Here is a 25644-nt window from a genome sequence, read left to right as displayed (position 1 = left end):
ATCGCCATCGTCACCACGCCGCAGCCCAATGACCATCTCGACTACGAAACGCTGGTGGTCGAGCCGGTCTTCCTAATCGGTCCGCCGCGCGATCCTAGGCTCAAGCGTGGCCGGCTGACGCGCAAGGAGGTCAACGATCTGCCGGCCGCTGTCGTGCCACTCAGCCGCAACCCGTTCCCGCCAGACGTACCGTTCTCCTTGCGGGTCGAGAGAAGCACGCCGTTGAAACAGATCGTGGGCTCGGGGCTTGGCTACGGGCTGTTGCCGTTCTCGGGGATTCACCAGGAAGTGGCGGCAGGCACGCTGTCGGCGGCTCTCTTGCCATGGATGCGCGCCGACCGCGTCCTCGCCCTGCCGCGCGGCCGGCCCGTTAGCCGCGCCACCCGCGAAGTCGTTGCAGCTTTAAAGGAGGCCTGCAGCAATCTTATCGACGACGGCAAGATCCTGACGATGCCGACGCGCGCGAGATCCCGCTAAACCAAACCTATTCCTTCATGCCAGTTCGGATAGGCGCCCTACGCGTATTCGGGCCTCAGCTTCAATGAGCGAATGACGAACCCGAAAGCAAGCTGTGAACAATGTAGATGATTGCCGGCTAAACTGATGCCCTTCATGACAGTGACCGCTACCAGTCACGCCACCTGGCAGTGCGTCTCGATCGAGCCGGGGATCGTCGACCTAGACGTCGTGTTGCTGCCGATGCTGATCGGCCGAGACGACCGCGGACGCAGCTCCTTGTTGAGCGATCGCAGCATGATGGGCGAGTTTGGCTTCACGGACCGCTTTATCTGTTGGAGAAAGACCGGCCGTGAGATAGCGCACATCGCCCGGCGAGCCGCCCCCATCGATCGTACGAAATCGTAGAAAATCGTGAGCTAGCGAACAAAATCGGGCAATGGCGGAGAGAGTGGGATTCGAACCCACGATTTTCAACCATTCCACTTCGCAGAGGACTGAAAGCTGCTGAGTAGGCGCTCGCCTGACTCCTCGCCGAGTGCTTTCTGATTTATTTTTGCGAGCTAATGCCGTCCGTCACGGCGCGAGCGCGAAAGGCCAAAGACCTGCTCAAGGAAGGCAAAGACCCGAGCACCGAGAAGCAGCTCGACAAGCACAGGCGGGCGGCCGCACGGCCTTTCGAGCAATGGCCCGACGAGTGCTCGCGAAGAAGAAGGCGAAGAACGTCGCGGTGCGCTACCCCAAGACCATTGAGGTGCTCGAGTTGCGCGTCGGCTACATCGAGGGTCGCTTCGGCGAGCTGTGCAGGCAGGACATCAAGAAGGGCTAGTGTCGATTGGTAGCGAACCGATTTTCGACACCCATCCAGAGTTTCCCTTGACCTGACCTAATTGCACTTAAGCAAACGCGACATGCGCGCAAGACCGTGAGAACGACAGTCCCGTCGTCGTGCGGAACCGCAACGCACCGGCGTACGAGATCGCTGCGCGCGATCGTACTGAATAAGTCCCAGAAGTAACGATATTGGCCCGCCTACCCGGTCGATTCATTGCGCCGGCTGCTCCTCTTCGTTATGCGCGCGAAGCAACTCGAGCAGGCGCTTGCGCATGATCATGCCGGGTCAGTCGGAGGGCATATGCATCTCGATCTTGCGGCCCATGTCGACGATGGCCTCCGGACCCTCCACGCCCCGCGTAGCATGTAAATTGCATAAATTCTGGGCTAAAGGGACGGCTCATGAACCTCATCAGTCTCGATATCCGCATGCTTCGGTCGCTGATCTCGGTCGTCGAGACCGGCAGCATCACCGAGACGGCGCGCGCCTTGGCCGGACCCAGCCGGCGATAACCCTGCAATTACAGCGGCTGGAGGAATTGACCGGCAAGCAACTCTTCCTGCATGGCGGACGCCGTCTAACTCTGACCGAGGACGGTACGACGGTCCTCACCTATGCCAAGTCCATCCTCCGGTTGCATGACGAGTTGATTTCGCAACTGGCGTCGCAGGAGATCGAAGGCCAGGTCGTGCTCGGTACGCCGGATCTGTATGCGGCGTTCATGCTGCCCTCTATCCTCAGCGTGTTCCGCAAATCCTTTCCGCGCATCCAGGTCGAGCTCAACTGCGCACTGTCCACGCCGCTCGTCGGCCTCGTCAAGCGCGGCGACGTCGATATCGCGCTGGTGACCCGCATGAACGATTTCACCGGCGGCCAGGTGGTGCGGCGCGAGCAGCTGGTCTGGATGACCGGCGAACAATCCTCAGCGCATCAGGAACGTCCAATCCCGCTCGCGCTGCTGCCGCCCGGCAACATCTACCGCGACTACGCGATCGATACGCTTGAGCGCGCAAACCTGCGCTGGCGCGTTGCTTGCGTCAGCGAAAGCGTCGGCGGCTTGCAGGCGGCCGCCTTCGCCGGCATGGCCGTGACCGTGCTTGGTCGCAGCGCGCTGGTACCGGCCATGCGGGAGATCAATCTCAATGAAGGGCTGCCGCCGCTGCCGCAGGTCGAACTTTTGCTTTACAAGTCAAGCGGCGCCACCTCGAAGGCCGCGACCGCGCTGCACGACTATCTCGCGCACTATCTGCGCCTCGACGAAGAACTCAGCGGCCGCGGCGCGCCGATCGAGCTGGGCTAGGTCCACAAAAACTCGAAAACAACCCCATGCACAGTAGAACGTCGTTGTTCGCAAAGGGGTTTTCGCGCGCCACTTTGCGGAAAACCGCTGCGCCCGATTCCGGATCATGCTTGAGAGATTTGACACGTCGGCCAAAACACCGGCACTATTGCATCATGGCCGCTTCACCCCTTGGCGTGTCCTCCACTCACCCCACGTAACGCGAGCTGCGGCCAGAACTTCGCCCAGGGCTGCGCCTGCTCGAACGCCGCGGCGATGCGGAAGATCGTCGGCTCGTCGAGCCAGGGCGCGATGATCTGAAGTCCTATCGGCATTCCATCACGATCGAAGCCGCAGGGCAGCGTCGCCGCCGGAAGGCCGGCGAGATTGATCGGCCAGGTAAAGGGCGACCAGCCGAGATGCGGATCGACCTTGCTGCCATCGATCGTGCCGACGCCGATCTGGCCGGCCTCGAATGCGGTGACCGCGACGGTCGGCGTCACCAACGCTTCGACACGCTCGAACAATCTGACGAACGCACCGCGCGCCTGACCACGACGGTAACTCGCCTCGATATAGTCCGTTCCGGTGTAGTGGCGGCCGGCGCTGACGACATCGCGATAGTCCGCCTCGGAGCTGGCGAGATCGGCCGGCGTCTTGGTTGCGACCGCTGCCGCCTGTTCGATGAACGCGATCGGCTTCAGCGTATGCTCCAGGATGCCGGGATCGAGACCTGGGCCGTTCATGGTGACCTGCGCGCCGCAGGAATCGAGAATGGCGAGCGCCTTGCCAAATGCCGCACAAACGTCCGGGCTGACGGCGGCGTAGCCGAGATCGGCGCTGGCTCCGATACGAATGCCATCCAAGCGCCCTGCGTTCGTATTGAAGCGGCGCGCGGACACGGGAAGGCTCGCGGCATCGCGCTTATCGTAGCCGGCGATGATTTCCAGCGTGAGCGCGGCGTCCGAGACCGTTCGCGTGATCGGCCCGGTATGCGCAAGCGAGGCCCAGGACGGCGGCGAGAAACCGGGTGAGCGCGGCACGAGGCCGAACGTCGGTTTCAACCCGAACACACCGCAGAAGGACGACGGCACACGGATCGAGCCGACGCCATCAGTGCCGATCGCGATCGGGCCGCAGCCGGCCGCAACGCCCGCTGCCGCGCCGCCGCTCGACCCGCCGCTGGTGCGACCTGGGTTCCAGGGATTGCGCGTGATGCCGGTGACCGGGCTGTCGGCCGTCAGCTTGTAGCCGGACTCGCAGGTCGTCGTCTTGCAGGTGATGATCGCGCCTGATGCCTTCAGCGCCGAGACCACGGCCGCATCGGCCTCGGGTACAAAGCTCTTGTTCATCGGCGAACCGGCATAGGCCGGCACACCCGCGACGAAGACGAGATCCTTGATCGTGACGGGCACGCCGGCGAGCGGTCCCTTGGCTTCACCCGCGCGCATCTCCCTGGTGAGACGGTCGGCCTCCGCCCTCGCCTGTTCGTACATCGGCGTCACCACCGCATTGCAGGTCTCGTTCGTCGCTTGAAGGGCTGCAATCGTATCATCGACGACATCACGCGGCGTGAACGCCTTGCGCCGGTAGCCGGCCATGATCTCGGTTGCAGAAAGCGCGCCAAGGCCAGTCGGCGCCGGCGGGAAGGCCGTTCGGCCGGAACCATCAGTCATCATCAACCCTAACGAGCTAGCTGAGCGCCGCGTCGACGGCGCGCTTGGCCATCACCGTGACGAGATGCGCACGGTAATCGGCTTCGGCATGGATGTCGGAGGTGAGGCCGTCGGTGTCGATCTTGATGGCCGCGATCGCGGACGGATCGAAGTTTTGCGACAGCGCCGCTTCCATCGGCGGCACCCGAAACACACCCGCTCCTGCACCTGTCACGGCGACGCGGACGCCATCGGCAAACTTCGCAACGAACACGCCGACCAGCGCATAGCGCGACGCTGGCGCCTTGAACTTTGCGTAACCTGCCTTGAGCGGTACCGGGAAGCGGATCGCCGTGATGATCTCGCCAGCTTCAAGCGCGGTCTCGAACAGGCCGAGGAAGAACTTGTCGGCCACGATCTCGCGGGTGCTGGTGACGATGGTAGCGCCGAGACCGAGCACGCCGGCCGGATAGTCGGCAGCCGGATCATTGTTCGCGACCGAGCCGCCAATGGTACCGCGGCTGCGCACGGCGGGATCGCCGATCATCGCGGCCAGCGCTGCGAGCCCCGGGATTTTGGTCTGCACCAGCTTCGAAGCTGCGACCACCGCATGCGGCGTCATTGCGCCGATGGTGATGGTCGCTCCGTCGTCGGTGATACCCTTGAGGGACCCAAGCTTCGAGAGATCGACCAGCGCTGGCGGATTGGCCAGCCGCTGCTTCAGGGTCGGGATCAGTGTCATGCCGCCGGCGACGAGCTTGCTGTCCTCGATCGAAGTCAAGAGCTTGGCCGCATCGGGAATCTGGTCGGGCTGGTGGTAAGCAAATGGCTTCATTGTTGTGCTCCCTATTCCGCAGCAACCGGCAGCGACGCGTTTTGCAGCAGGCGCCAGATCCGGTTCGGCGTCGCCGGCATGTCGACATGGGTGACACCGAGATGCGACAGCGCATCGACCACCGCATTGATGACGGCAGCCGGCGAGCCGATGGTGCCGACCTCGCCGCAGCCCTTCACGCCCATCGGCGTGTGCGTGCAGAGCGTCGAATGCGTCGCGACCTTCATCATTGGCATGTGGTCGGCACGCGGCATGCAATAGTCCATCAGCGAGCCCGACAGCAGCTGGCCGGAACTCTCGTCATAGACTGCGTTCTCGAACAGCGCCTGGCCGACACCCTGGACGATGCCGCCATGCAGCTGGCCCTCGACGATCATCGGATTGATGACCGTGCCGACGTCGTCGACAGCGGTGTAATTGACCAGCGTCACCGTGCCCGTCTCCGGGTCGACCTCGACCTCGGCAATATGGCAGCCGCCAGGATAGGTGAAGTTGACGGGGTCGTAATAGGCCTGCTCCTCCAGTCCCGGCTCCAGCACTTCGAGCGGATAATTGTGCGGCACGTAGGCGGCGCCCGCGATCTCTTCGAACGTCTTCATGCGATCCGTGCCGGCGACGGAGAATTTGCCGCTCTCGAACTGAATGTCCACTTCGGCCGCCTCGAGCAGGTGGGATGCGATCTTCTTGCCCTTGGCGATCACCTTGTCGGTCGCCTTCGACAGCGCGGCACCGCCGACCACCAGGGAACGCGAGCCATAGGTGCCCATGCCGAATTGCACGCGATCGGTATCGCCGAACACGATGTCGACGTTCTCGAAGGACACGCCGAGCTTGTCCGAAACGATCTGCGCAAACGTCGTCTCATGGCCTTGGCCATGATTGTGCGTGCCGATCATGACCGTCACCTGACCGGTCGGATGCACGCGCACCGTGGCGCTTTCATAGAGTCCACCGCGCGCGCCGAGCCTGCCTGCGAAACGCGACGGCGCCAGACCGCACGCCTCGACATAGGTGGAGTAGCCGAGCCCGCGGAATTTGCCCTTGCTCGCGGAGGCCGCCTTGCGCACGCCGAAGCTCTTGACGTCGGCTGCGACCAACGCACCGTCGAGGCAGCCCATGGGATCGCCGGAATCGTACTGCACCAGCACTGGCGTCTGATACGGATAGGCCTCCTTCTGGATCATGTTGCGGCGGCGGATCTCGACGCGGTCGATGCCCATCTCGGCGGCCGCAACGTCGACGATGCGTTCCAGAACGAAGGTCGCCTCGGGCCGGCCCGCACCGCGATAGGCGTCAACGGGCACCGTGTTGGTGAAGACCACCTTCACATTGCAGTAGATCGCCGGCGTGGTGTAGACGCCGCCGAGCAGAGGCCCGTAGAGATTGGTCGGGATGTTCGGCCCGAAGGTCGAGAGATAGCCACCCATATTGGCGAGCGTATTGACGCGGAAGGCCAGGAATTTTCCGGTCTCGTCGAGCGCAAGCTCGGCCTCGGTCACGTGATCGCGGCCATGGCGGTCGGAGACGTAGCCCTCCGAGCGGCTCGCGACCCATTTGATCGACCGCATCACGCGCTTGGCAGCCCAGGTGATCACGGCTTCTTCGCCGTAGTGGAATTGCTTGACGCCAAAGCCGCCACCGACATCAGGCGCGACCACGCGCAGCTTGTGCTGCGGGATGTTCAGCACCAGCGCGCCCATCAGGAAGCGCACGACGTGCGGGAACTGGCTGGTGGTCCACAGTGTGAAGCGGTCGGTGCCCGGCTCGTACTCCGCGATCGCCGCGCGCGGCTCCATCGGATTGCCGATCAGGCGATTGTTGACGAGGCTCAGCTTTGCGACATGCGCGGCCTTGCGGAACGCCGACTCCACCGCAGCCTTGTCGCCGAGCTCCCAGTCGCAACAGATGTTATTCGGCACATCGTCGAACAGTTGCGGTGCGTCCGGCCTGACAGCTTCCAGCACGCCGACCACGGAAGGCAGCACGTCGTAATCGATGTTCAGCAACTCGGCTCCGGCATTGGCCTGCTCCGGCGTCTCGGCGATGACGAAGGCCACTATGTCGCCGACGAAGCGCACCTTGCCCTGCGCCAGCATCGGGAATGGCGGCTCCTTCATCGGCACGCCCTTGGCGTCCGAGATGCCCCAGCCGCAGGGCAGCGAACCCAAGCCATCGGCCTTGACGTCGTCGCCGGCTAGAACCGCGATGACGCCGGGCGATGCGAGCGCCGCGCTCTTGTCGATGCTGCGCAACACCGCATGGCCATGCGGTGAGCGGACGAACACGCCGGCTGTCATGCCGGGGCGTTTGATGTCGGAGACGTAATTGCCGCGGCCGGTGAGGAAGCGCTGATCTTCCTTGCGCTTCGGTGCAGCGCCGATGCCGATCACATTGCCCATGGTCACTCTCCCTTGGCGGCGTTCATGGCGGCGGCGCCGGCCATGACCGAGACGACGATGTTCTGGTAGCCGGTGCAGCGACAGATATTGCCTTCGAGGCCGTGACGGACATCGGCCTCCGTCAGGTCCGGCTTCTCGGTGGCAAGCGCGACCGCGGTCATCAGCATGCCCGGCGTGCAGAAGCCGCATTGCAGGCCGTGATGCTCGCGAAACGCCTCCTGCATGGGATGCATCTGGTTCGAACCAGGGGCGCCTTGCAGCCCCTCGATAGTGAGCAGCGTCGCGCCGTCGAGCACGGGCGCCAGCAGCGTGCAGCTCTTCACCGGCAGGCCGTTGAGGTGCACGACGCAGGCGCCGCACTGGCTGGTGTCGCAGCCGATATGGGTGCCGGTGAGATTGAGCTGCTCGCGCAGCAGCTCGGCGACGAGCGTCGCTGGTTCGACGTCCACGGTGGTGGCCGGCCGTTGAGTGTGAAGGATATCTGCACGATCATACTCCCTGTGCGCGACGGGTCTTTAGGCGAGTGGCAGTGCGCTGCCGGTGGCCCATGTAGCCATCACGACATCGCCGACGGTGAAGGGATCCGCGAAGAAGGTTTTTTCCGGCACGTAGGCGACGAACTCGTCATCTGGCACGGTGTCGAGCATGACCTTGACGAAGTAGCCCTGGTATTCGACCGCGAGCACCCGGCTTGGCAGTGACGTGGTGCAGCCCGGCGGGAGGTCCCTGCCCGGCCTGACCAGCGCGACATCGTCGCGACGCACCGCAATATCGACCTTGTCGCCGACGCTGACCGAGGATCGCGCCTGAAGCGGCACTTCGATACCGGACGGCGCAGCCTGCGCCAGCACAAAACTCGCACCGTTGACCTTCTCGACCCGGCCCGACAGCACGTTCTGGCCGCCCATGAACTCGGCAACGTAACGATCGTGCGGATGGGCGTAGACGTCCCGCGCAGCGCCCGCCTGCTTGATCTTACCCTGCTCCATCACCACGACGAGATCCGCGAGCGCGATCGCCTCGAGCTGGGTGTGGGTGACGTGGATGAAGGTGATGCCGAGCTCCTGCTGCATCCGCCTGAGTTCCTGGCGCATCTGGACGCGGAGCTGCTCGTCGAGCGCGGACAGCGGCTCATCGAGCAGCAGCACCCGCGGCTCGGTGATCGCAGCACGCGCCAGGGCCACGCGTTGCTGCTGACCACCGGAGAGCTGCGCCGGCAGGCGGTCGGCGAACTGCGTCAGCCGCACCTTCTCGATCATGGCGTCGGCCGCGCGCAGACGATCGGCCTTCGACTGACCGCGGACGCGGAGCGCAAACGCGATGTTCTCGCGCACGGTCAGATGCGGGAACAGCGCGTAGGACTGGAACATCATCGCGGTACGGCGCTGCACCGGCGCAAGCCCGACGACGTTCTGGCCGCCGATCACGATCTCACCCGCGGTCGGGTCTTCGTGACCTGCGATCATGCGGAGGATCGTGGTCTTGCCGCAGCCGGACGGGCCGATGAAGCAACAATAGGCACCGTCGGCGATCCTGAGATTGACACCGTCGACCGCGTAGGTCGCGCTGTCAAAACTCTTGCAGACGCCTGCCAGTTCGATATCGCCACGATCGCTCTTCATTCTTAGCTCAACCCTTGGCCTGACTGCCGCGCTTCTTCTGGATCTGCACGATGGTGCCGAGGCTTGCGCCGATGACGATGAAGGACACGATGGTGGTGACCGTGCCGAGCGCATAAAGCGAGGGCGAAGTGACATTCAGCGTCATGCTCCAGATTTCCAGCGGCAGCGTATTCAGCGAACCCGCGGCCTGGAGGCTGCGCGCAAACTCGTCATAGGACAGCGTGAAGCCGAACAGCGCGACCGCAACGAGGCCGGGCGCCAGCACCGGGATCATCACCAGCCAGATCGACTGCCATCGGCTGGCGCCGAGATCGTAGGCCGCTTCCTCCCAGACACGGTTGAAGCGCGACATCACCGCAAACATCACGAGCACGCCGAACGGCAGGGTCCAGGAGAGCTGCGCGCCGAGCGCGGAAGTGTACCAGCTCGCATTCAGTCCGAGCGCCTGGAACAGCAGACCCGTGCCGAGACCAAGCACGAGGCCGGGAGCAACCAGGCTGCCGATCATCATGTAGAAGACAAAGGTGTCGCCGCGAAAGCGCTTGCGGAAGCCAAGCCCGGCAAGGAACGACACCACAACCGTGATGATCGTGACGATGACCGCGAGCTTGATCGAGCGATCGAACGAGCCCTTGACGTCGCCGGTCCGCACCTGCGTGAAGAGATCGACGAACCAGTGCAGCGAGTGCCCCTTCATCGGGAACACGAGGCCGCCGCGGATGTCCTGGAACGACAGGATGTAGATGCAGAACATCGGGCCGTAGAGCGCAACCACATAAAGCGAGAACAGCGTTGCCAGCACGTAGAAGGTCCAGGGCCGACCGCCCTTGCTCGGCGCAATTGCCTTGGTCGTCGCGGGCGCCACCGTCTCGGGCATGTCGGCGAGAACCGCGCTCATCGCGTGATCTCCTGCCGGATATCGACGGTGCGCAGGATCAGCGAGACGATCGCGACCAGCACCAGCGTCAGCAGCACGGCGCTTGCGGCCGCAGTCGGATATTGCAGCACGCCGACGTCCTCGTAGAAGGCACTGACAACGGAGGCCGAGCCGCCGCCGGACATCACCTTCACCACGAAGAAATCGCCCATCACGATCGAAACCACGAAGATGGTCCCGAGCGCAATGCCGCTCTTGGACATCGGCACCACGATCAGGCGCATGATGTCGAAGCGGCTGGCGCCGGCGTCGATCGCGGCTTCGATCAGCTTCTTGTCGATGCGCGCCATGGAATTGAAGATCGGCACGATCATGAAGATCGTGAGCTGATGGACATAGGCGATGACGACCGCGAGATCCGAGAACAGCAACACCTCAAGCGGCTGATGGATCACACCCATCGCCAGCAGCGCCTGGTTGATCAGGCCTTCCTTGCCGAGCAGCGGGATCCAGGAAATCATCCGGATGATGTTCGAGGTCCAGAATGGCACCGTGCACAGCAGGAACAGACCGATCGCGAACAACTGGTTGCGGACGTGGAAGACGAGGAAATAGGCGACGAAGAAACCAATGATCAGCGTGAAGACCCAGGTCAGCACGGTGAACTTGATGGTCGCCAGATAGAGCTTCAGCGTCAACGCCGAGTGCAGCACTTCGACATAGCTTGCGAGCGTGAAGCCCGGTGTCAGCCCGCCAAAGCCATCCGTGGCAAAAAAGCTCGCAGCCAGCACGACCAGGATCGGCGCCACAAAGAACGGCACGAGCACCAGGACCAGCGGCGACACGTAGAGCCAGCCGGCGAGATTGGCGCGTGATGGACTCGAACTTGGCTGCATATCAGCAATTGCCTCGAAGTCGGTCTTCTCGCACCGGCGCGTGACGGCGCCGGTGCTTCGTGACATCAGGGAAAGCAGGTTTCAGGCCACCTTGAAGTCATTCCAGCGCTTGTTCATGTAGGCTGCCTCGTCCATCAGCGTGTTCCAGCACGAGATGTTCTTGACGCGGTCGATGAACGAGCCGCCGTCACGCTTGGTGCCGGCCTTCTCCATCGCCACGCCATAGGGATCGTTGACCACCTCAGGCGCGGGCTGGCCCTCGTACCAGAACGCCCATTCGGCCGGCGTCAGGAACTTCTTCGCGGTCGACGGCACCGGGCTGTAATAGCCGTAGCGTGCGACGAAACCGCCCTGCCAACCCGAGAGATACCAGTTGAGGTATTCGTAGGCGGCATCGAGCTTCTTGCCGGAGAGATGCTTCATCAGGCCCATGCCGTTGCACCAGCCGCGATAGCCTTCCTTGCCGTTCTTGACGTTCACAGGCGCGTAAACGCAGGGGATCTCCTTGACGCGCACCGCGGCGACTGCCGGCGACCACATCGACTGGATCACCACTTCGCCCGCAGCCATCAGCTGCACCGACTGGTCGAAGGTGGTCCAGGTCGCGCGGAACTGGCCCTGCTTCTTCAGCTCGATCAGCTTGTTGCAGGTGAAGTCGATCTCCTCCTTGGTCATGTTGCCCTTGTTGCCGTACTTGATCAGCCCGGCACTTTCGAAGCAGAGCGCGGCATCCATGATGCCGATCGCGGGCACGTCGAGGATCGCGGCCTTGCCCTTGAATTTCGGATCGATCAGGTCCTTCCACTCGGTCACTTCGTGGCCGACGAGATCGGGGCGATAACCGATGGAGTCGGCGTTGTAGACCTGCGGCAGGAAGGTCGCCCATTCGGTGACGCCGTCGTGCAGATCGGTCGCGTCGGGCTTCGAGATGTACATCGCCTCGTAAGGCGAGATGCCCTGGCGCGGGATCTTGTGGCCGTCGATCTCGCCCTTGGTGAAGATCGGCAGGATGTTATCGAACTCCTTGATCTTCTTGACCTCGATGCCTTGGATCACGCTGCGCTTGGCGGCGAGCTTGGCCTGCCAGCCCTCGAGATCGGCGATGTCGACCGTATTAGGCTGGCTTATGAAGCGGTTGATCGCGGCGGAGGTGTCGAGGTTCTGCATCGTCACCTTGAAGCCGAGATCCTTGGCAGCCTGGTCGCCGATCGCCTTCACCACGGAATAGGAAACGCCGACATGGCGCAGCTCGATGTCCTTAATCTCCTGCGCCCAGATGGTCGGGAATCCGCGGATCGCGTCCGATCCTGCGGCTGCGCCCGCAATTGCGGCCGCTCCCTTCAACAGCGTGCGCCGGCTCAGCTTTTTCGTCGACTTGACGTTCGTTTTGGCCTCCATTCCCGCCGGATCGGAAGTGAACGTCCCCTTAGTCCCATCAGACATGGCAACCCTCGTTGGTTACTATGAACGCTCGCACCGATCGCCATTGATCGGCTGCTTATGTGATCAGTTGCGCGTGAGGCTATGGGCGGGATCTCGCGAAGTAAAATTGGAAGTAAAAATTTGCGACATAAGCGCGACTAATGACTCCGTTTTCTGCATTTCCTTTCAGCACCCGGGTTAGGAACGCAGCAGGGCATGCATACGGCCGCTAGGCACGCAAGTTCGGCACCTCTTGGGCTTCGGCGAAAGCTTGAAACGTCAGACCTGGGTCCGCATTACGCCACGAGCTGACGGCTCCGTGGCTCCCATCGCAGCGCCGATGCCTATCGGCGCGAGGACCTTAGGAGTCAACAACGTCCCATCGACTGGCAGCCAAGCAATCATGGTCAGCAAGTCCCGCGAATGACACACAAGGTTTGCCCTTACAGCTAGACAAGGGGTCCACTGCGTCCTGGCGAAAACCCGCATGCCCTGATCGTTCGCTTGGACGACGGCTAGAACTGCACGCCGCGCGTCAATGCGCCATCGACAACGAGGTTCGTCCCGGTGATGAAGCTCGCCGCGCGGCTGGCGAGAAACACCACTGCGTTGGCCATCTCCTGCGGCGTGCCCATCCGTCCCGTTGGATTGAGCGCCAGCGCGGTCTTGTAGAGCTCGGGATTGTTGTCCTTGATCATGTTCCAGACCCCGCCCTCGAAATAGGTATTGCCCGGCGAGACCGAGTTGGCGCGGATATTTTTCCGGCAAGCTGGTGGGCAAGGCCCTGGGTATAGTGGATGATCGCCGCCTTGAAGGTGCCGTAGGGACCGGCTGCGCAGGGCCGCGTCTCCTGCATTTTGTTGAGAGGCTGATCGAAGCGGCGACCTCGAGGTACCGCCTACCGTTGATGCGTGTCCCGGTCGGGTGAGCGCCAGCCCTATCAACTAAACACCGAGATCGCAAAATCAGGCGGGCAGAAGCGAAGCAGGCGAACCAATGTGTGGAATAGCTTCGACCAGCTCGCGCGTGTAATCAGTCTGCGGATTGGTAAACAGAGCGAGGCTCTCGCCCTGCTCGACGATGCCGCCGGCGCGCAGCACGATGGTACGGCTGCACATCATGCGCACCACGTTGAGGTCGTGACTAACGAACAAAAAGGCGAGATTGTCCTCGCGCCGAAGCCGGTCGAGCAGCTGCAGCACCACGGCCTGCACCGAGACATCGAGCGCCGCGGTGGGCTCGTCGAGCACCAACAAACGCGGCCGGCACGCAATGGCGCGGGCAATGCCGATACGTGCCTTCTGGCCACCCGACAATTGATGCGGGAAGCGTGACAACAACTCTCGCGGCAGGCCGACGCGGTCGGCGCACTCCTCGACCCGGGAACGCAGCGCGTCGCCGGGGCGCAGGCCGGTGAGCCGCAGCAGCGGATGGGCAATGCAGTCGAACGCGGTAAAGCGCGGATTGAGGCTCTCATGCGGATCCTGAAAGACGATCTGGATTTCCTTGCGTAGCGGCGAGCGATGAAAATCGCGCGCCGGCAGCGTTGCGATCGAATAGCCGTCAAACAGGATATCGCCCTCGCTCGGATCGATCAGCCGGCAGATCATGCGCGCGGTGGTGCTCTTGCCCGAGCCGGACTCACCGACCAGGCCGACGCTCTCGCCCGCCGCCATGGTCATCGAGAAATCAGCCACTGCGGCAGCGCCATCGTCGAAACGTTTGACGATGTGCTGCACGTCGAGCAGCGGCGGTGTGCCCGGCGCGGGCGTCGGCCGCTCCTTCACCTCGACAACCGACAGAGCTCCGTCAGCCGGCACGAGGTCGCCGACACGCGATGTCGCGGTCGGCGATGACGCCACCAGTCGCTTGGTATAGGCGTGCTGCGGCGCCCGAAACAATGTCTGTGGCGCGCCCTCTTCCACGAGCCGCCCCTGCTCCATCACCACCACGCGTCGGCAATAGTGTGCCGCGAGACCAAGGTCGTGGGTAATGAGGATTGTCGTCATGTCGCGCTCGGCGACGACGCGCGCCAAAAGGTCCATTACCACCTTCTGTGTCGTAACATCGAGGCCGGTGGTCGGCTCGTCGGCAATCAGAAGCGATGGATTGCAGGAGATCGCGATCGCGATCATCACGCGCTGGCACATGCCGCCGGAGAGCTCGTGCGGATAGGCGTCCAGCCGTCGCTCCGGATCGCGGATCTGCACCGCGTGCAACAGCTTCAGCGCCTCGGCCCGCGCCTCCTGTCTCGAAAGCCGCCTATGCGAAAGGATGGCATCGGCGATCTGGGCACCGACGGCGCGGATCGGATTGAGCGCGGCGCGCGGATTCTGGAAAATCATCGCCATGTTGGCGCCGTGCAAGTTGGGGAGCTCCGCCCCCGACGCGCGCGTGATGTCCTGGCCCTTGAACTTGACACGACCGGCCGTGATGCGGCCCGCTTTGTCGAGCAGGCCCGTGACCGCGAATCCGGTCACGGATTTGCCGGACCCGCTCTCGCCGACAAGGCCGAGCATTTCACCCGGCTGCAGCGACAGCGAGACGCCCCGCAGCGCCTCGACGAGCCCGCGTCGGGTCGAGAACGTCACGCCGAGATTATCGATTTCGAGCAGTGGCGACATCATGTGCGCATGCGCGGATCGAGGATATCGCGCAACCCATCGCCGAGAAGGTTGAAGCAGAGCACGGCCAGCATCAGGGCCAGACCCGGAAACGACACCAGCCACCAGCGGCCCGTCGAAATGAAGCGCGCGCCCTCGGCGACCATGATGCCCCACTCCGGCGTCGGCGGCTTGACGCCCAGGCCGATGAAGGAGAGGCCCGCGGCATTGAGGATCGCCCAGCCGAGATTGAGCGACATCTGCACTGCCATCGCCGGCAGCACGTTGGGTAGCAAGAAGCGCAGCACGACGGAGACATGCCCGTCGCCGCAGGAACGCGCCGCCTCGACCCAACCGAGATTGCGGCGGATGTTTACCTCCGCGCGAGCGAAGCGGATGTAGAACGGCAGATTGATGATCGCGGTCGCGATGACGATATTCTCGACCCGGTTGCCGAGCGCGGCGACCATGGCCATGGCGAGCACGAACAGCGGAAAGGCCATCAGCACGTCCACGAACCGGCCGATCGCACGATCGAGCTTGCCGCCGACATAGCCGCAGAGCGAGCCGATCACCGCGCCGATCACGAAGGACACACTGACGGCTGTCACGGCAATGGCGAGATCGAGCCGCGTGGCGACGATCAATCGGCTGAAGACATCGCGGCCGAGCTGGTCGGTGCCGGCCCAGTGTAGTGCGCTCGGCGGCTGGAGTGCGCGCGGCACGTCCGAAGCGACGGGATCATAGGGCACCAGCATGGGGCCGAAGATCGCGATCAGCGCCAGCAATATCGCCCCCGCAGCGGCGGTCGCGGTGACGAGATTGCCGCGCAGCACCCACACGGCGTGACGCAGCCCCGACGATGTTTCTGTCAGGCTCATGCGACCGTCGCCCTGGGATCGGCGATGCCGTAGAGCACATCGACCAGGAGATTGACCACGACGAAGATGCTGGCCATCAGCAGCACAAAGCCCTGCACCGGCGCATAGTCGGAGACCAAAAGCGCATCGAGCGCGTAGGACGCAACGCCCGGCCAGGAGAACACTTTCTCGACCAGCACATTGGCACCGAGCATGGTCGAGAATACGATGCCGGCGATGGTGATCACGGGCAGGATTGCATTCCGCAGCGCATAGGTCACCACGATCTGCCAGCGCGACAGGCCGATCGAGCGCGCGGTACGCACGAAATCGCTGCCGAGCGACACCAGCATCGAGGCGCGGGTGATGCGGGCGAGCGGCGCGATCACGAACAGCGCCATCGTGAAGGCAGGCAGCATCAACTGACGTGCCGCGGCCCACCAGCCCTCGAAGTCACCCGCGAGCAGGAAATCCACCATCAGGAAGCCGGTGCGCGCCGGCGGCACCGAGGCGAAGACGTCGATCCGTCCCGTCGGATCGGGGGCAAGGCCCAGCAGATAGTAGAACACATAGATCAGCAGCAGTCCGGAGACGAAGGTCGGCACGCAGACACCGAGCGAGCAGAACAGCCGTACGCCGTGATCGATCAGCGAGTTCGGCCGCAGCGCGGCCAGCACGCCGAGCGGCACCGCCGCGATCAGCGCGATCACGAGCGCTGTCAGCGTGAGCTCGAGCGAGGCCGGCAACCGCTGCCGCAGGTCCTTGGCGACCGGCTGCCCCGTCATCATGGACCGACCGAGATTGCCGCGGCCGACATCGTAGAGATAGATGCCGAGCTGCTCCGGCAACGACCGGTCCAACCCGAGCTGCTTGCGGATGACCTCGATCTCCTCCTTGCCGGCACTGGGACCGGAGGCAAAGAACACGGCGGGATCGCCTGGCAACACCCGCATCAGGAGGAAGGTGAAGACCAGCACGCCGAACAGCGCCGGCAGCGACGACAGAAACCGCCGCCCAGCCCGGATCAAAGTTGCAACGATCGTGCCCATGGTCTCCGCCGCGCTCTCAGCTCCGCTGCTATTTGCGGCTCAGGTTACGATAATCCACCTGGCGGGTGAATTGGTAGACATAACCGTCGAGATTGGCGGCCATCACCGCGTCCTGCGCCGGCTGCCAGAGCGGGACCTGGAACATTTGCTCGAAATGGATGGCGTTGAGCTCCTTGCCTTCCGCCTCGTACTTCGCCTTGTCCGGCTCGAAGCGCGCCGCCTGCGCAATCTTCTCCAACTCGGCATTGTCCGTGGAGGAATAGTTCCAGCGCTGATTGCCGGTGTAGAAGTTGCGGTAGAAATAATCGGTCGACGGCAGCCAGGCGACGATGCCTTCGGTGAAGAACGGCAGCTTCTTCTCATTGATCGAGGTCGACATCTGCGCATCGGGCAGCTTCTGGATATCGACCTTGATACCGATCTTCTCCAGCGATTCCTTGACCAGGGCAGCCATCGGCTCGGCGGTCGCGGCCTGACCGACGTTGAAGCTGAAGGTTGTGGCAAAACCTTCGGGCACGCCGGCCTCCTTCAGATAAGCCCGCGCCTTCTCCAGATCGAGCTTGACCGGCTGCGGAATCGGATAGCCGCCGCTCGGTGGCTTGCCGTCGGCCCAGCTAGCACCGAACAGCGGCGCACCACGGCCGAACAGCGCCGCCTTGAACATGTCATCATAGGGTAGCGCCGCAGCGACCGCCCGGCGGACGTTGACGTTGTCGAACGGTGGGATCTTGTTGTTCATCGAGATGAAGGTCACCGCATTGTATTGCGGCGTCGAAATCACCTTCAGCTTGCCTTTGGCTTCCAGCGCCTGCACGTCGCTGGCCTGCAGGTCGATCACGAGGTCGGCGTCGCCGCGCTCGACCAGATTGGCGCGCGTCGCCGGCTCCGGTACCGACTGGATGATCAGCCGCTTGAAGGACGCCGGCTTGTCCGACGAGCCTCGATTCCAGGCCTCGTTGCGCTTTGCGATCGCCTGCTCGCCCGGCTTGAAGGTTTCGACGATATAGGCGCCGCTGCCCGCCTCGTTCTCCTTCAGCCAGCTCAGCGCCCAGGGATCCTCAGGCGTCGCATGCGACTTGGCGAGCTTGGAATTGATGATGATGGGGTAGACGGTCGCAAGGTTCGGCAGCGCCAGCTTGTCGGGCCGCGGCAACGTCACTTCGAAGGTCAGGGGATCGATCACCTTGAACTGGTCGGCGCTGGTCATCGAGCCCGTCAGCAATTGCGCCTTGCCGAGCACCGGCGCGGTGACGCAGCGGTCGAGCGACCATTTCACGTCGTCTGCAGTGACCGGCGAGCCGTCATGGAACTTGGCGTCGGGGCGGAGCTTGAAGGTGAGCTTCAAGCCATCGGGGCTGACGCTGAATGACTCCGCGAGCTCGCCATTGATGGTATCGAGATCAAACACCCATTTGCCGTTGAGCTGCTTGCGGCCGAACGACACCAGACGGTCATAGCTGCTCATGCTGAGCGCGAAGGCCTCGCGCGTCGTGCCGGGGATGTTGGGATCGAGCGTGTTGACCGTTGCCGCCGTCACGTAGCGCAAGGTCTCAGCGCGGCTCTGCGCATGGGCCGCGGGCGCAATCAATGTCACCGAAAGAAGAACGGCGGATGCCGAAATCAGATGCCTGGAAATCACGGGGTACATCGCCTCTGTCCTTTGTTAGGCCGCGCACGCCCGAAATGGCAGCAAATCATGTGCCAGAAACGGGCAGTTTGGCATGCTTCTTCGTCGCAGCGGAATGCATCGGCAGGAGCTCGTTTGCGTTCCGTCATCACGCGTCCCCCGCCGCAGTCGCCGGCGTGCGCCGGATCACAGCCTGGGGTACATCATAGGCCTGGAATGCGACCCAGTGCTTGTCGATATCGGCGCGGAACAGGCCGCGCGTGAGGCCGTGGACCAGCTTCGGCACCGCCGTCGTCATCGCATTGATCGAGGAGCCGGACGGGCCAAAGCTCATGGTCGAGGCGATGGCGAACAGGTGGATGTCGCAGATCCACGGCGTTCGCCCAGCCGCGCGCTCGCAGAAGGCATAGTCGTCCGACAGATAAGGAAAGGCGCCAAGGCGCGGGCTCTGTTCCGGCGGCGGCGGCGTGTAGCAGTCGGCCCAGCGCGCGATGTTATCGGCGCAACGCTTCAGTTCGGGGCGACCGGCGAAATCCATCATGACGCCGGTGGTGCAGATAACGAAATCGACGGCGATCTCACCACGTGGCGTGCGCAGCAGCACGCTGTCAACGGTCTCCCGCGCGCCCTCGACAGGTGCGCCCTCGTGCAGATGGAATGTCGCATGTTGGGCGCAGCGATCATAGGTGGCTTGCGGAAATCCCTCGCGCAGCTCGAGGATCGCACGCATGAAGCGCCAGCGCCAGGAATCGTCGAGCTCGGAGAAATGCCTGAGGAAGCCGCGGAAGGTCAGCCATCGATAGGGCTGAACCAGCTGGATCGCAGCGCGCCGGCATAGCAAATGCACGGCGCCCGCACCTGCCTCGAGTGCCATCGCTGCGTTATCGAAGGCCGAGGCGCCTGCACCAATCACCGCGACTCGCTTGCCGCGTAGCGCGGTGAAATCTGTCGGCGCCGCGCAGGTGACGCATCGCGACGCCGGCAGATGCTGCAACGGTTCGGGAATGCCCCAGTCGCCCATGCCTTCCTGTCCCGTCGCGAGCACGATCTTGCGGGCGTAAAGCGTCTCCTCGCCGCGAGCAGTCTTCACTGTCGCCTGCAGCAGGCCGTTTACCGCGGGTGCGATATCGGTAACCTCGCAGCCATTGCGCACCGGCAAATCAAGCACCTTGCGATACCACAACAAATAAGCCGCCCAATATTCGCGCGGGATCAGACCAAGATCGCGCCAACTCTCCATTCCGAACTTGGCCTCATGCCAGGCCTGATAGGTCAGGCTCGGCAGATCGAGATCGGGTCCGGTGTAATCCTTCGGACTGCGCAGGGTCGGCATCCGTGCATAGGTCAGCCAGGGGCCTTCGCAGTCCTCATCCGCCTTGTCGAGCACGAGGATGTTGGTGACCTGTGAGCGCCGCAGGCCGAAAGCCGTCGCCAGACCCGATTGACCGGCCCCAACAATGAGCACATCCAGGGCGCGGCTGCCATCGGGAGCAGTCATCGGCGCCAGCCAGGGCATGCTCGGATGCGCCGTCTTGGCAAGATCGGCGCGGACCTGAACCGCGAGTGCTGCAAGACCATCGCTCATGCCGCGAGCCACCCGCCATCGACTGGAAGCACCGTACCGGTGACGAAGGAGGAATCGTCACCGGCGAGATAGAGCGCGGCCGCGGCCACTTCGTCGGCGCTGCCGAATCGCTTCATGGCGTGGCGCTGCCGCGAGGCTTCGCGCACCGGCTCGGGATCGGCATGGCGCGCAAAACTGCGGCGCAGCAGCGGCGTGTCGATCGCGCCGGGCGCCAACGCGTTGACACGGATGCCATCGGTGGCGAAATCGACCGCCATGGTGCGGGTCAGGCTGACGATGGCTCCCTTGGCAGCAATATAGGCGCTGTTGCCCTTGCCGCCGGCGATCGCCAGCTGCGACGCCAGCGTGACGATGGCGCCCTTGCCTTGCCGCTGCATGATCGGCACGGCCGCCCGCGCCCACAACCAGGTGCCGCCGACATTGGCGCGGAATACCGCGTCCCAATCCGCTAGCGAGGTCGTGATCACGGTGCCGCCGCAGGAGAAGCCGGCAGACGTCATCAGCACGTCGAGCCTGCCGCGGCTTGTTGCGACACTTTCGACGGTGGCGCTCGCAAAATCGGCGTCACCGACATCACCGACATGGACGCTGCCGCTGCCACCCTGTTCGCGAAGCATGGCCAGCGTTTCGGCCGCACCGTCAGCATCGCGATCGACCAGCGCAACGAAGGCGCCTTCGCGGGCGAACAGAACCGCGCTGGCCCGGCCGATCTCGGACCCGCCGCCGGTGATGATGGCCACCCTGCCCGCCAGCTTCATCTTAGGCGCCTCCCCGATCATGATCATGCAACCAGCGCCGCATCTGCTCTGCGGACTCCTCGCAGCCATATTTGGCGCGCCATCCGAATTCGTCGGCCATACGCTGTACCGATAGCGGCGCCCGGGTCAGGCCGTGCACCCTCACGGTTGGTGTCTCGCCGGAGACAGCCAGGCGGCAAACGAAACCGCCGTCCGGGTCAGCAAAAGCCTTGCCCCAGGCCTCGGCGGTGAAGGTTACGCCGCTCGAGATATTGTAGAGCATGTGGCGGGGCTGGGCGGCATCGAGCAGCACGCCGACGGCGTCGGCGACGTCGGCTGCATAGACCCAGTCCCGTGCGCCGGGCTCGCTGAGCAACGCCGGCGCGCCCCGCCGCGCGCAATCCACGATCAGCGCTTGCGGCGACGGCGTGTCGCGGACACCGCCGGCACGCTCGTGCGGGCCGAACACGCCCGAGAGCCGGACGCTGATCAGATCGGCCTGCCAGAGCTCGGAGAGCCGCGCCACCACGCGCTCGGAGGCGAATTTCGTGATCGCATACAGCGATTGCGGATCGCAGGGCGTCGTCTCTTCGAGCAGCGGATAATGCCGGCCGCTCGCGCCATAGCTTGCGGCGGACGACAGGTTGATCACACGCCGCACGTTTGCTTTGCTCGCAGCGGTCAGGATCGGCACCTGCGCCAGCAGATTGACGGCCAGGATGCGCTCCGGCTCGGCGGCATCGCGCGCTGCGCCTGCCGTGATCGCGGCGCCCAGCACCACGGCATCGCATGCCGCCCCGACTGCGGCCTCAACCGCGCTGCGGTCGGTCACGTCCCCTCGCAGCACACGCAAGCGTTCACCGTAAGGCGCAAAGGCGCAGCGCGCCTCCGCCCGCAATTCGGCCTGATCGAACAGCGTGACCTCATGGCCGCGGGCCAGCAGCAACTCCGCGATATTGAGCCCGACAAAACCTGCGCCGCCGAAGATCACGACGTTCATCGCGCTGACCGCTCACAATAGCTTGGCGCCAAAATTCTGCTCCGGGCTCATGTCCGGGACCAATCGACCGGTCGGCTTCGCCGCCTCGCCGCCGCTGCGGGCAAGGAAGCGGCCGGAGCCCGGTGACGCCTTCAGTTTGCCGCTCTCGACGATGACGCGGCGCGCGAGACCACCGTCACCGGCCAGCCCTGCAGCGAACGGCCGGCGAACGGCGTGTAGCCGGCCAGATCATGCATCATCGCGTCGGTGACGGTAACACGGCGGTCGGGATCCCAGATCGCGATATCGGCGTCAGCGCCGACGGCGATCGAGCCCTTGCGCGGATGCAGATTGTAGATCTTGGCCGGCGCGGTCGCAGTCAGCTCGACGAATTTCTCCAAGCCGAGCCGCCCCTTCGAAACCATCGCGTCGAACAGCAGCGGCAGCCGCATCTCGAGGCCCGGCAGGCCGTTGGCCACCTGCTTGAAGTTCGGGTTCGGCCCGGCGCGCAGCTTGCCGGTCTCGTCGAAGCGATACGGCGCATGATCGGAGGAGATGGTTTGCAAGTCACCGAGCGACAACGCCTTCCACAGCGCCTCCTGGTCGTCCTTGCGGCGCGGTGGCGGGCTGCACATCCATTTGGCACCCTCCGCGCCCGGCTTGTCGAGATCGTCGGCGGTGAGGAACAGATATTGCGGGCAGGTCTCGGCAAACACTTTCAACCCCTGCCCGCGGGCATCGCGGATCGTCTGCGCGCCCTCGGCGGTCGAGACATGGAAGATCATGATCGGCTGGTCGACCAGCGCCGCCATGCCGATCAGGCGATTGAACGCCTCGGCTTCCGAAAAGCGTGCATGGCTGATCGCGTGATATTTCGGATGAGTGTAGCCGCGCGCCAACAGCCGCTTCACCATCCAGGAGATGACGCCGTGGTTCTCGGCGTGGGCGCAGAGCATCGCGCCGCCCTCGCGCGCGGCAACGAGAATGTCGAGCAGCGGCTCGTCGTCGATCTTCAGTCGGTCATAGGTCATGAAGATCTTGATCGAGCCATGGCCCTGACGGATCAGCAGCGGAAGGTCGCGCTCCAGCGTTTCCTTGGTCGGATCGGCGACGATCATGTGAAAGGCGTAGTCGATCACCGCACCCTTGCGCGCCAGCGCGTGATATTCCTCCAGCACCTGCCCCAATTGCATGCCGACATGCTGCGCGGCAAAGGAGATGACCGAGGTCGTGCCGCCGAAGGCCGCCGACGTCGTGGCACTCTCGAAGGTGTCGGCATTCATGATGCCGGCAGCAGACAACTGCTCGATATGACAATGGCTGTCGACGCCGCCGGGCAGCACGAGCTTACCGCGCGCGTCGATCTCGCGCTTGGCCGGACCGAGCCCGCGCCCGACCGCGACGATGGCCTCGCCTGCGATCGCCACATCGGCCTCAAACACGTCGGTGGTCGTGGCGACGCGCCCACCGCGGATGATCAGGTCATAGGCGGGTTCGGTCATGACGGTGTCTCCTTGCGTAACTTTCGAAATTCATCGGCGCCTGTTTTCGTCGCGGCGCGCCCTTGCGCCCTGCGCATGACCGCTTCATGCTGTCCATGGCATAGTGATTGCCTCTGTTTCGCACCGTCAACACCGCCCAAACAGGAACCTCCCATGCCCCGACCGCGCATCATGGTCATCAACCCGAACTCCAACCGCGTGGTCACCGCCGGCCTTGCCGAGGCGTTGAAGCCGCTGTCCTTTGCCGACGGTCCAGAGATCGTGTGCGAGACCTTGGCCGAAGGACCCTACGGCATCGAAAGCCAGGCCGACGCCGAAAGCGTGGTGATGCCGCTGCGGCGCACCGTCGCCGGCGACAACGAGTCGGCGGCCTTCGTGATCGCCTGCTACAGCGATCCCGGCCTGCATGTTTGCCGCGAGTCCACCACGCGGCCGGTGCTGGGAATTGCCGAATGCGGCGTGCTGACTGCACTGGCCCGCGCCGAGACTTTTGGCGTGATCGCGATCGCGCAGCGCTCGATCCGCCGGCACATGCGCTATCTGCGCCAGATGGGCCTGATGGATCGGCTGGCCGGCGAGCGCCCGCTCGACATGAGTGTGGCGGAAACCGCATCGGGCGAAGGCACGCTCGCGAAGATGATCACGGTCGGCCGCGCCCTGAAAGAAGAAGAAGGTGCCGGCGCCATCGTGATGGGCTGCGCGGGCATGGCGCGTCATCGCAAGCCGCTCGAGGACGCGCTCGGCATTCCCGTGATCGATCCGACCCAGGCCGCCGTCACCATGGCGCTCGGCGCCGTGCAATTCGGCGCGTCGTGAGGCGGTGATTGGCGGGCTAGCGTGCCTCACGCGCCCGCCTCGCCTGCCAATCGTCGTAGCTCTCGCGGTCCATCGCGAACATGTCGCGCTGGGTCGAATAGAGATTGCCGAACAGCCGTCCGATGGGCTGAAAGGTCGCCATGTCCACATACATCCGCGCCGGATCGAGCAGACCTTCGCGGGCATGCAGATGCAGGACCTCGCCGACCAGCAACTCGCGGCCTGGACCAAATGCGAGCGAGACCTGCCGCCGGCATTCGAGCGCAAAGGGCGCCGCAGCCAGCCGCGGCACCTTGATCTCGGCACTGGCCTCCGTCGTCAGACCCACGGCTGCGACCTCGCTCTCGCCGGAGGGGAAGTCCACCGCGCAGTCGTTCATCGCTTTCGCCAGCGCCTCGTCCACCATATGCACGACGAATTCGCCGGTGCGGTGAATGTTGCGCGTGGTGTCCTTGAACCGGCCGTCAGGATGATGCTGCAAGCCGAGCACGATCAACGGCGGGTCCTCGGAGAACACGTTGAAGAAGCTGAACGGCGCCGCGTTCAGCGCGCCGTTCTCGTCCATCGTCGTGACGAAGGCAATCGGTCGCGGCACCACCACGCCGCACAGCAGCTTGTAGCGGTCCCGAGGCGCAAGGTCGCGAAAGGAAAGGCTCGTCATCGCGGCACGTCCTTCAGCTCACGGCGGCGGGATCACGCCGGTACGGCTGGTGATCAGGCCATAATGCTCGGTGCGACGATGGGCGGCGAAATTGAAGATCGTCTCTTTGCCGAACGCGGTGGCGTCGAGATCGCAGGGATGCACCAGCAGCTCGTCATCCTCCGTCTTGGCTTCGGCGACGATCTCGCCGTCCGGATTGACGATGATGCTGCCGCCGATCAAGGGATGGCCGTCCTCGTCACCGGCCTTGGCGACCGCAATCACCCAGCAGGAATTCTGGTAGGCACCGGCCTGCGCCGAGAGGCGGTTGTGGAACAGCCGCTTCTCCGGCCCTTCGTCACCCTTCTGCGCGTTCACCGACGGCGTGTTGTAGCCGATCAGCACCATCTCGACGCCCTGCAGGCCCATCACGCGATAGGTTTCCGGCCAGCGGCGGTCGTTGCAGACGGCCATGCCCATGATGCCGCCGAGATTGCGCCAGACCGGAAAGCCGAGATCGCCCGGCTCGAAATAGCGTTTCTCCAAATGTTGGTGCGTACGTTCCGGATCGAACTCGGCATGTCCAGGCAAATGGATCTTGCGGTATTTGCCAACGATACTGCCGCTGCGGTCGGTGAGGATCGCGGTGTTGAAATGATGGCCGTCCGGCGTCAGTTCGGCATAGCCAAAGCTCATCGCCATCTCGTGGCGGGCCGCGCGATCGAACAGCGGCCGCACGGCGTCATTGGGCATCTCGCGCTCGAACCAGCCATCGGCGTCGGCGCGGTTCTCCATGTACCAGCGCGGGAAGAAAGTGGTCAGCGCGAGCTCGGGATAGACGATCAGGTCTGCGCCTTTCGCCTTGGCCTCATCCATCAGCCCAACCATGCGCCTGACCACGACATCACGCCCCTCCGCGCGCTGGATCGGGCCCATCTGGGCTGCGGCGACGTTGATCATGCGCATGGTT

At 64.0% G+C, this 25644-nt stretch carries 21 protein-coding genes and 3 pseudogenes; 5 read left to right on the top strand and 19 right to left on the bottom strand.

The window, feature by feature from the left end:
- From CWO91_RS10920 to CWO91_RS10900, 4 genes are all read left to right on the top strand, one after another.
- Window positions 1-477 (top strand): substrate-binding domain-containing protein (locus CWO91_RS10920; RefSeq protein ID WP_245471200.1); only part of this gene is annotated, 477 nt, incomplete at its 5' end.
- Between the two features lie 135 nt (window positions 478-612).
- Window positions 613-864, top strand: coding sequence for a hypothetical protein (locus CWO91_RS10915; protein WP_130213466.1), 252 nt, complete (start codon window positions 613-615; stop codon window positions 862-864).
- Between the two features lie 277 nt (window positions 865-1141).
- Window positions 1142-1285, top strand: a complete 144-nt coding sequence (locus tag CWO91_RS44160) for a hypothetical protein (RefSeq protein WP_245471199.1) — start codon at window positions 1142-1144, stop codon at window positions 1283-1285.
- 277 nt (window positions 1286-1562) lie between these two features.
- Window positions 1563-2591: a LysR substrate-binding domain-containing protein gene (locus tag CWO91_RS10900; RefSeq protein ID WP_245471198.1), complete on the top strand. Its 1029-nt coding sequence runs from the start codon at window positions 1563-1565 to the stop codon at window positions 2589-2591.
- Window positions 2592-2755: 164 nt separating this feature from the next.
- Here the strand turns inward: CWO91_RS10900 and CWO91_RS10895 are convergent, their stop codons facing one another.
- The 17 genes and pseudogenes from CWO91_RS10895 to hydA form a co-directional block, all read right to left on the bottom strand.
- Entirely contained in the window at window positions 2756-4246 is a 1491-nt protein-coding gene (locus tag CWO91_RS10895; protein ID WP_130213465.1) for an amidase, read from the bottom strand.
- A gap of 16 nt (window positions 4247-4262) precedes the next feature.
- A complete protein-coding gene (locus tag CWO91_RS10890; RefSeq protein WP_130213464.1) occupies window positions 4263-5060 on the bottom strand; it encodes an FAD binding domain-containing protein in 798 nt (265 codons plus the stop codon).
- 11 nt (window positions 5061-5071) lie between these two features.
- Complete coding sequence (locus CWO91_RS10885; RefSeq protein ID WP_130213463.1) at window positions 5072-7459, bottom strand: xanthine dehydrogenase family protein molybdopterin-binding subunit; 2388 nt, start codon at window positions 7457-7459, stop codon at window positions 5072-5074.
- A gap of 2 nt (window positions 7460-7461) precedes the next feature.
- Window positions 7462-7952: pseudogene (locus tag CWO91_RS10880) on the bottom strand ((2Fe-2S)-binding protein).
- 22 nt (window positions 7953-7974) lie between these two features.
- A complete protein-coding gene (locus CWO91_RS10875; protein WP_130213462.1) occupies window positions 7975-9081 on the bottom strand; it encodes an ABC transporter ATP-binding protein in 1107 nt (368 codons plus the stop codon).
- A 7-nt stretch (window positions 9082-9088) separates the two neighbouring features.
- Window positions 9089-9979 (bottom strand): ABC transporter permease, encoded by an 891-nt coding sequence (locus CWO91_RS10870; RefSeq protein WP_130213461.1) that lies wholly within the window; start codon window positions 9977-9979, stop codon window positions 9089-9091.
- On the bottom strand, window positions 9976-10854 hold the full coding sequence (locus CWO91_RS10865; protein WP_130213460.1) for an ABC transporter permease: 879 nt from the start codon (window positions 10852-10854) through the stop codon (window positions 9976-9978). Before CWO91_RS10865 ends, CWO91_RS10870 begins: the two co-directional genes overlap by 4 nt.
- An 81-nt stretch (window positions 10855-10935) precedes the next feature.
- Window positions 10936-12297 (bottom strand): ABC transporter substrate-binding protein, encoded by a 1362-nt coding sequence (locus CWO91_RS10860; protein WP_130213459.1) that lies wholly within the window; start codon window positions 12295-12297, stop codon window positions 10936-10938.
- A gap of 494 nt (window positions 12298-12791) precedes the next feature.
- Window positions 12792-13111 (bottom strand): annotated as a pseudogene (locus CWO91_RS10855) (SDR family NAD(P)-dependent oxidoreductase); the annotation flags it as partial.
- 130 nt (window positions 13112-13241) lie between these two features.
- Window positions 13242-14903, bottom strand: coding sequence for an ATP-binding cassette domain-containing protein (locus CWO91_RS10850; RefSeq protein ID WP_130213458.1), 1662 nt, complete (start codon window positions 14901-14903; stop codon window positions 13242-13244).
- Entirely contained in the window at window positions 14900-15760 is an 861-nt protein-coding gene (locus CWO91_RS10845) for an ABC transporter permease (protein WP_130213457.1), read from the bottom strand. The genes CWO91_RS10850 and CWO91_RS10845 overlap by 4 nt, the downstream gene beginning before the upstream one ends.
- The gene (locus CWO91_RS10840; RefSeq protein WP_130213456.1) at window positions 15757-16788 is read right to left on the bottom strand and encodes an ABC transporter permease; all 1032 of its coding nucleotides are present in this window, start codon (window positions 16786-16788) and stop codon (window positions 15757-15759) included. Before CWO91_RS10840 ends, CWO91_RS10845 begins: the two co-directional genes overlap by 4 nt.
- A gap of 28 nt (window positions 16789-16816) precedes the next feature.
- Window positions 16817-18436: an ABC transporter substrate-binding protein gene (locus CWO91_RS10835; protein WP_130213455.1), complete on the bottom strand. Its 1620-nt coding sequence runs from the start codon at window positions 18434-18436 to the stop codon at window positions 16817-16819.
- Window positions 18437-18563: 127 nt separating this feature from the next.
- Window positions 18564-20000: an NAD(P)-binding domain-containing protein gene (locus CWO91_RS10830; RefSeq protein ID WP_130213454.1), complete on the bottom strand. Its 1437-nt coding sequence runs from the start codon at window positions 19998-20000 to the stop codon at window positions 18564-18566.
- Entirely contained in the window at window positions 19997-20758 is a 762-nt protein-coding gene (locus CWO91_RS10825; RefSeq protein ID WP_130213453.1) for an SDR family oxidoreductase, read from the bottom strand. Before CWO91_RS10825 ends, CWO91_RS10830 begins: the two co-directional genes overlap by 4 nt.
- 1 nt (window position 20759) lies before the next feature.
- Window positions 20760-21737: an NAD-dependent epimerase/dehydratase family protein gene (locus CWO91_RS10820; RefSeq protein WP_130213452.1), complete on the bottom strand. Its 978-nt coding sequence runs from the start codon at window positions 21735-21737 to the stop codon at window positions 20760-20762.
- Between the two features lie 12 nt (window positions 21738-21749).
- Window positions 21750-23218, bottom strand: a pseudogene (gene hydA / locus CWO91_RS10815) (dihydropyrimidinase).
- Between the two features lie 153 nt (window positions 23219-23371).
- On the opposite strand from hydA, the gene CWO91_RS10810 reads away from it, so the two are divergent.
- Window positions 23372-24034 carry an aspartate/glutamate racemase family protein gene (locus tag CWO91_RS10810; protein WP_130213451.1) on the top strand — a complete coding sequence of 221 codons (663 nt, stop codon included), beginning with the start codon at window positions 23372-23374 and terminating at the stop codon, window positions 24032-24034.
- 16 nt (window positions 24035-24050) lie between these two features.
- Here CWO91_RS10810 and CWO91_RS10805 read toward each other — a convergent pair whose 3' ends face one another.
- Both CWO91_RS10805 and CWO91_RS10800 read right to left on the bottom strand, forming a co-directional pair.
- Window positions 24051-24695, bottom strand: coding sequence for a flavin reductase family protein (locus CWO91_RS10805; RefSeq protein ID WP_130213450.1), 645 nt, complete (start codon window positions 24693-24695; stop codon window positions 24051-24053).
- Between the two features lie 18 nt (window positions 24696-24713).
- Window positions 24714-25640 (bottom strand): N-carbamoyl-D-amino-acid hydrolase, encoded by a 927-nt coding sequence (locus CWO91_RS10800; protein ID WP_130213449.1) that lies wholly within the window; start codon window positions 25638-25640, stop codon window positions 24714-24716.
- Window positions 25641-25644 lie beyond the last annotated feature (4 nt).

Origin of the sequence: Bradyrhizobium genosp. SA-3 (assembly GCF_004212635.1) — a bacterium.
In the GTDB taxonomy this organism is placed as follows: domain Bacteria; phylum Pseudomonadota; class Alphaproteobacteria; order Rhizobiales; family Xanthobacteraceae; genus Bradyrhizobium.
This window is presented reverse-complemented; position numbering and strand designations above follow the sequence as displayed.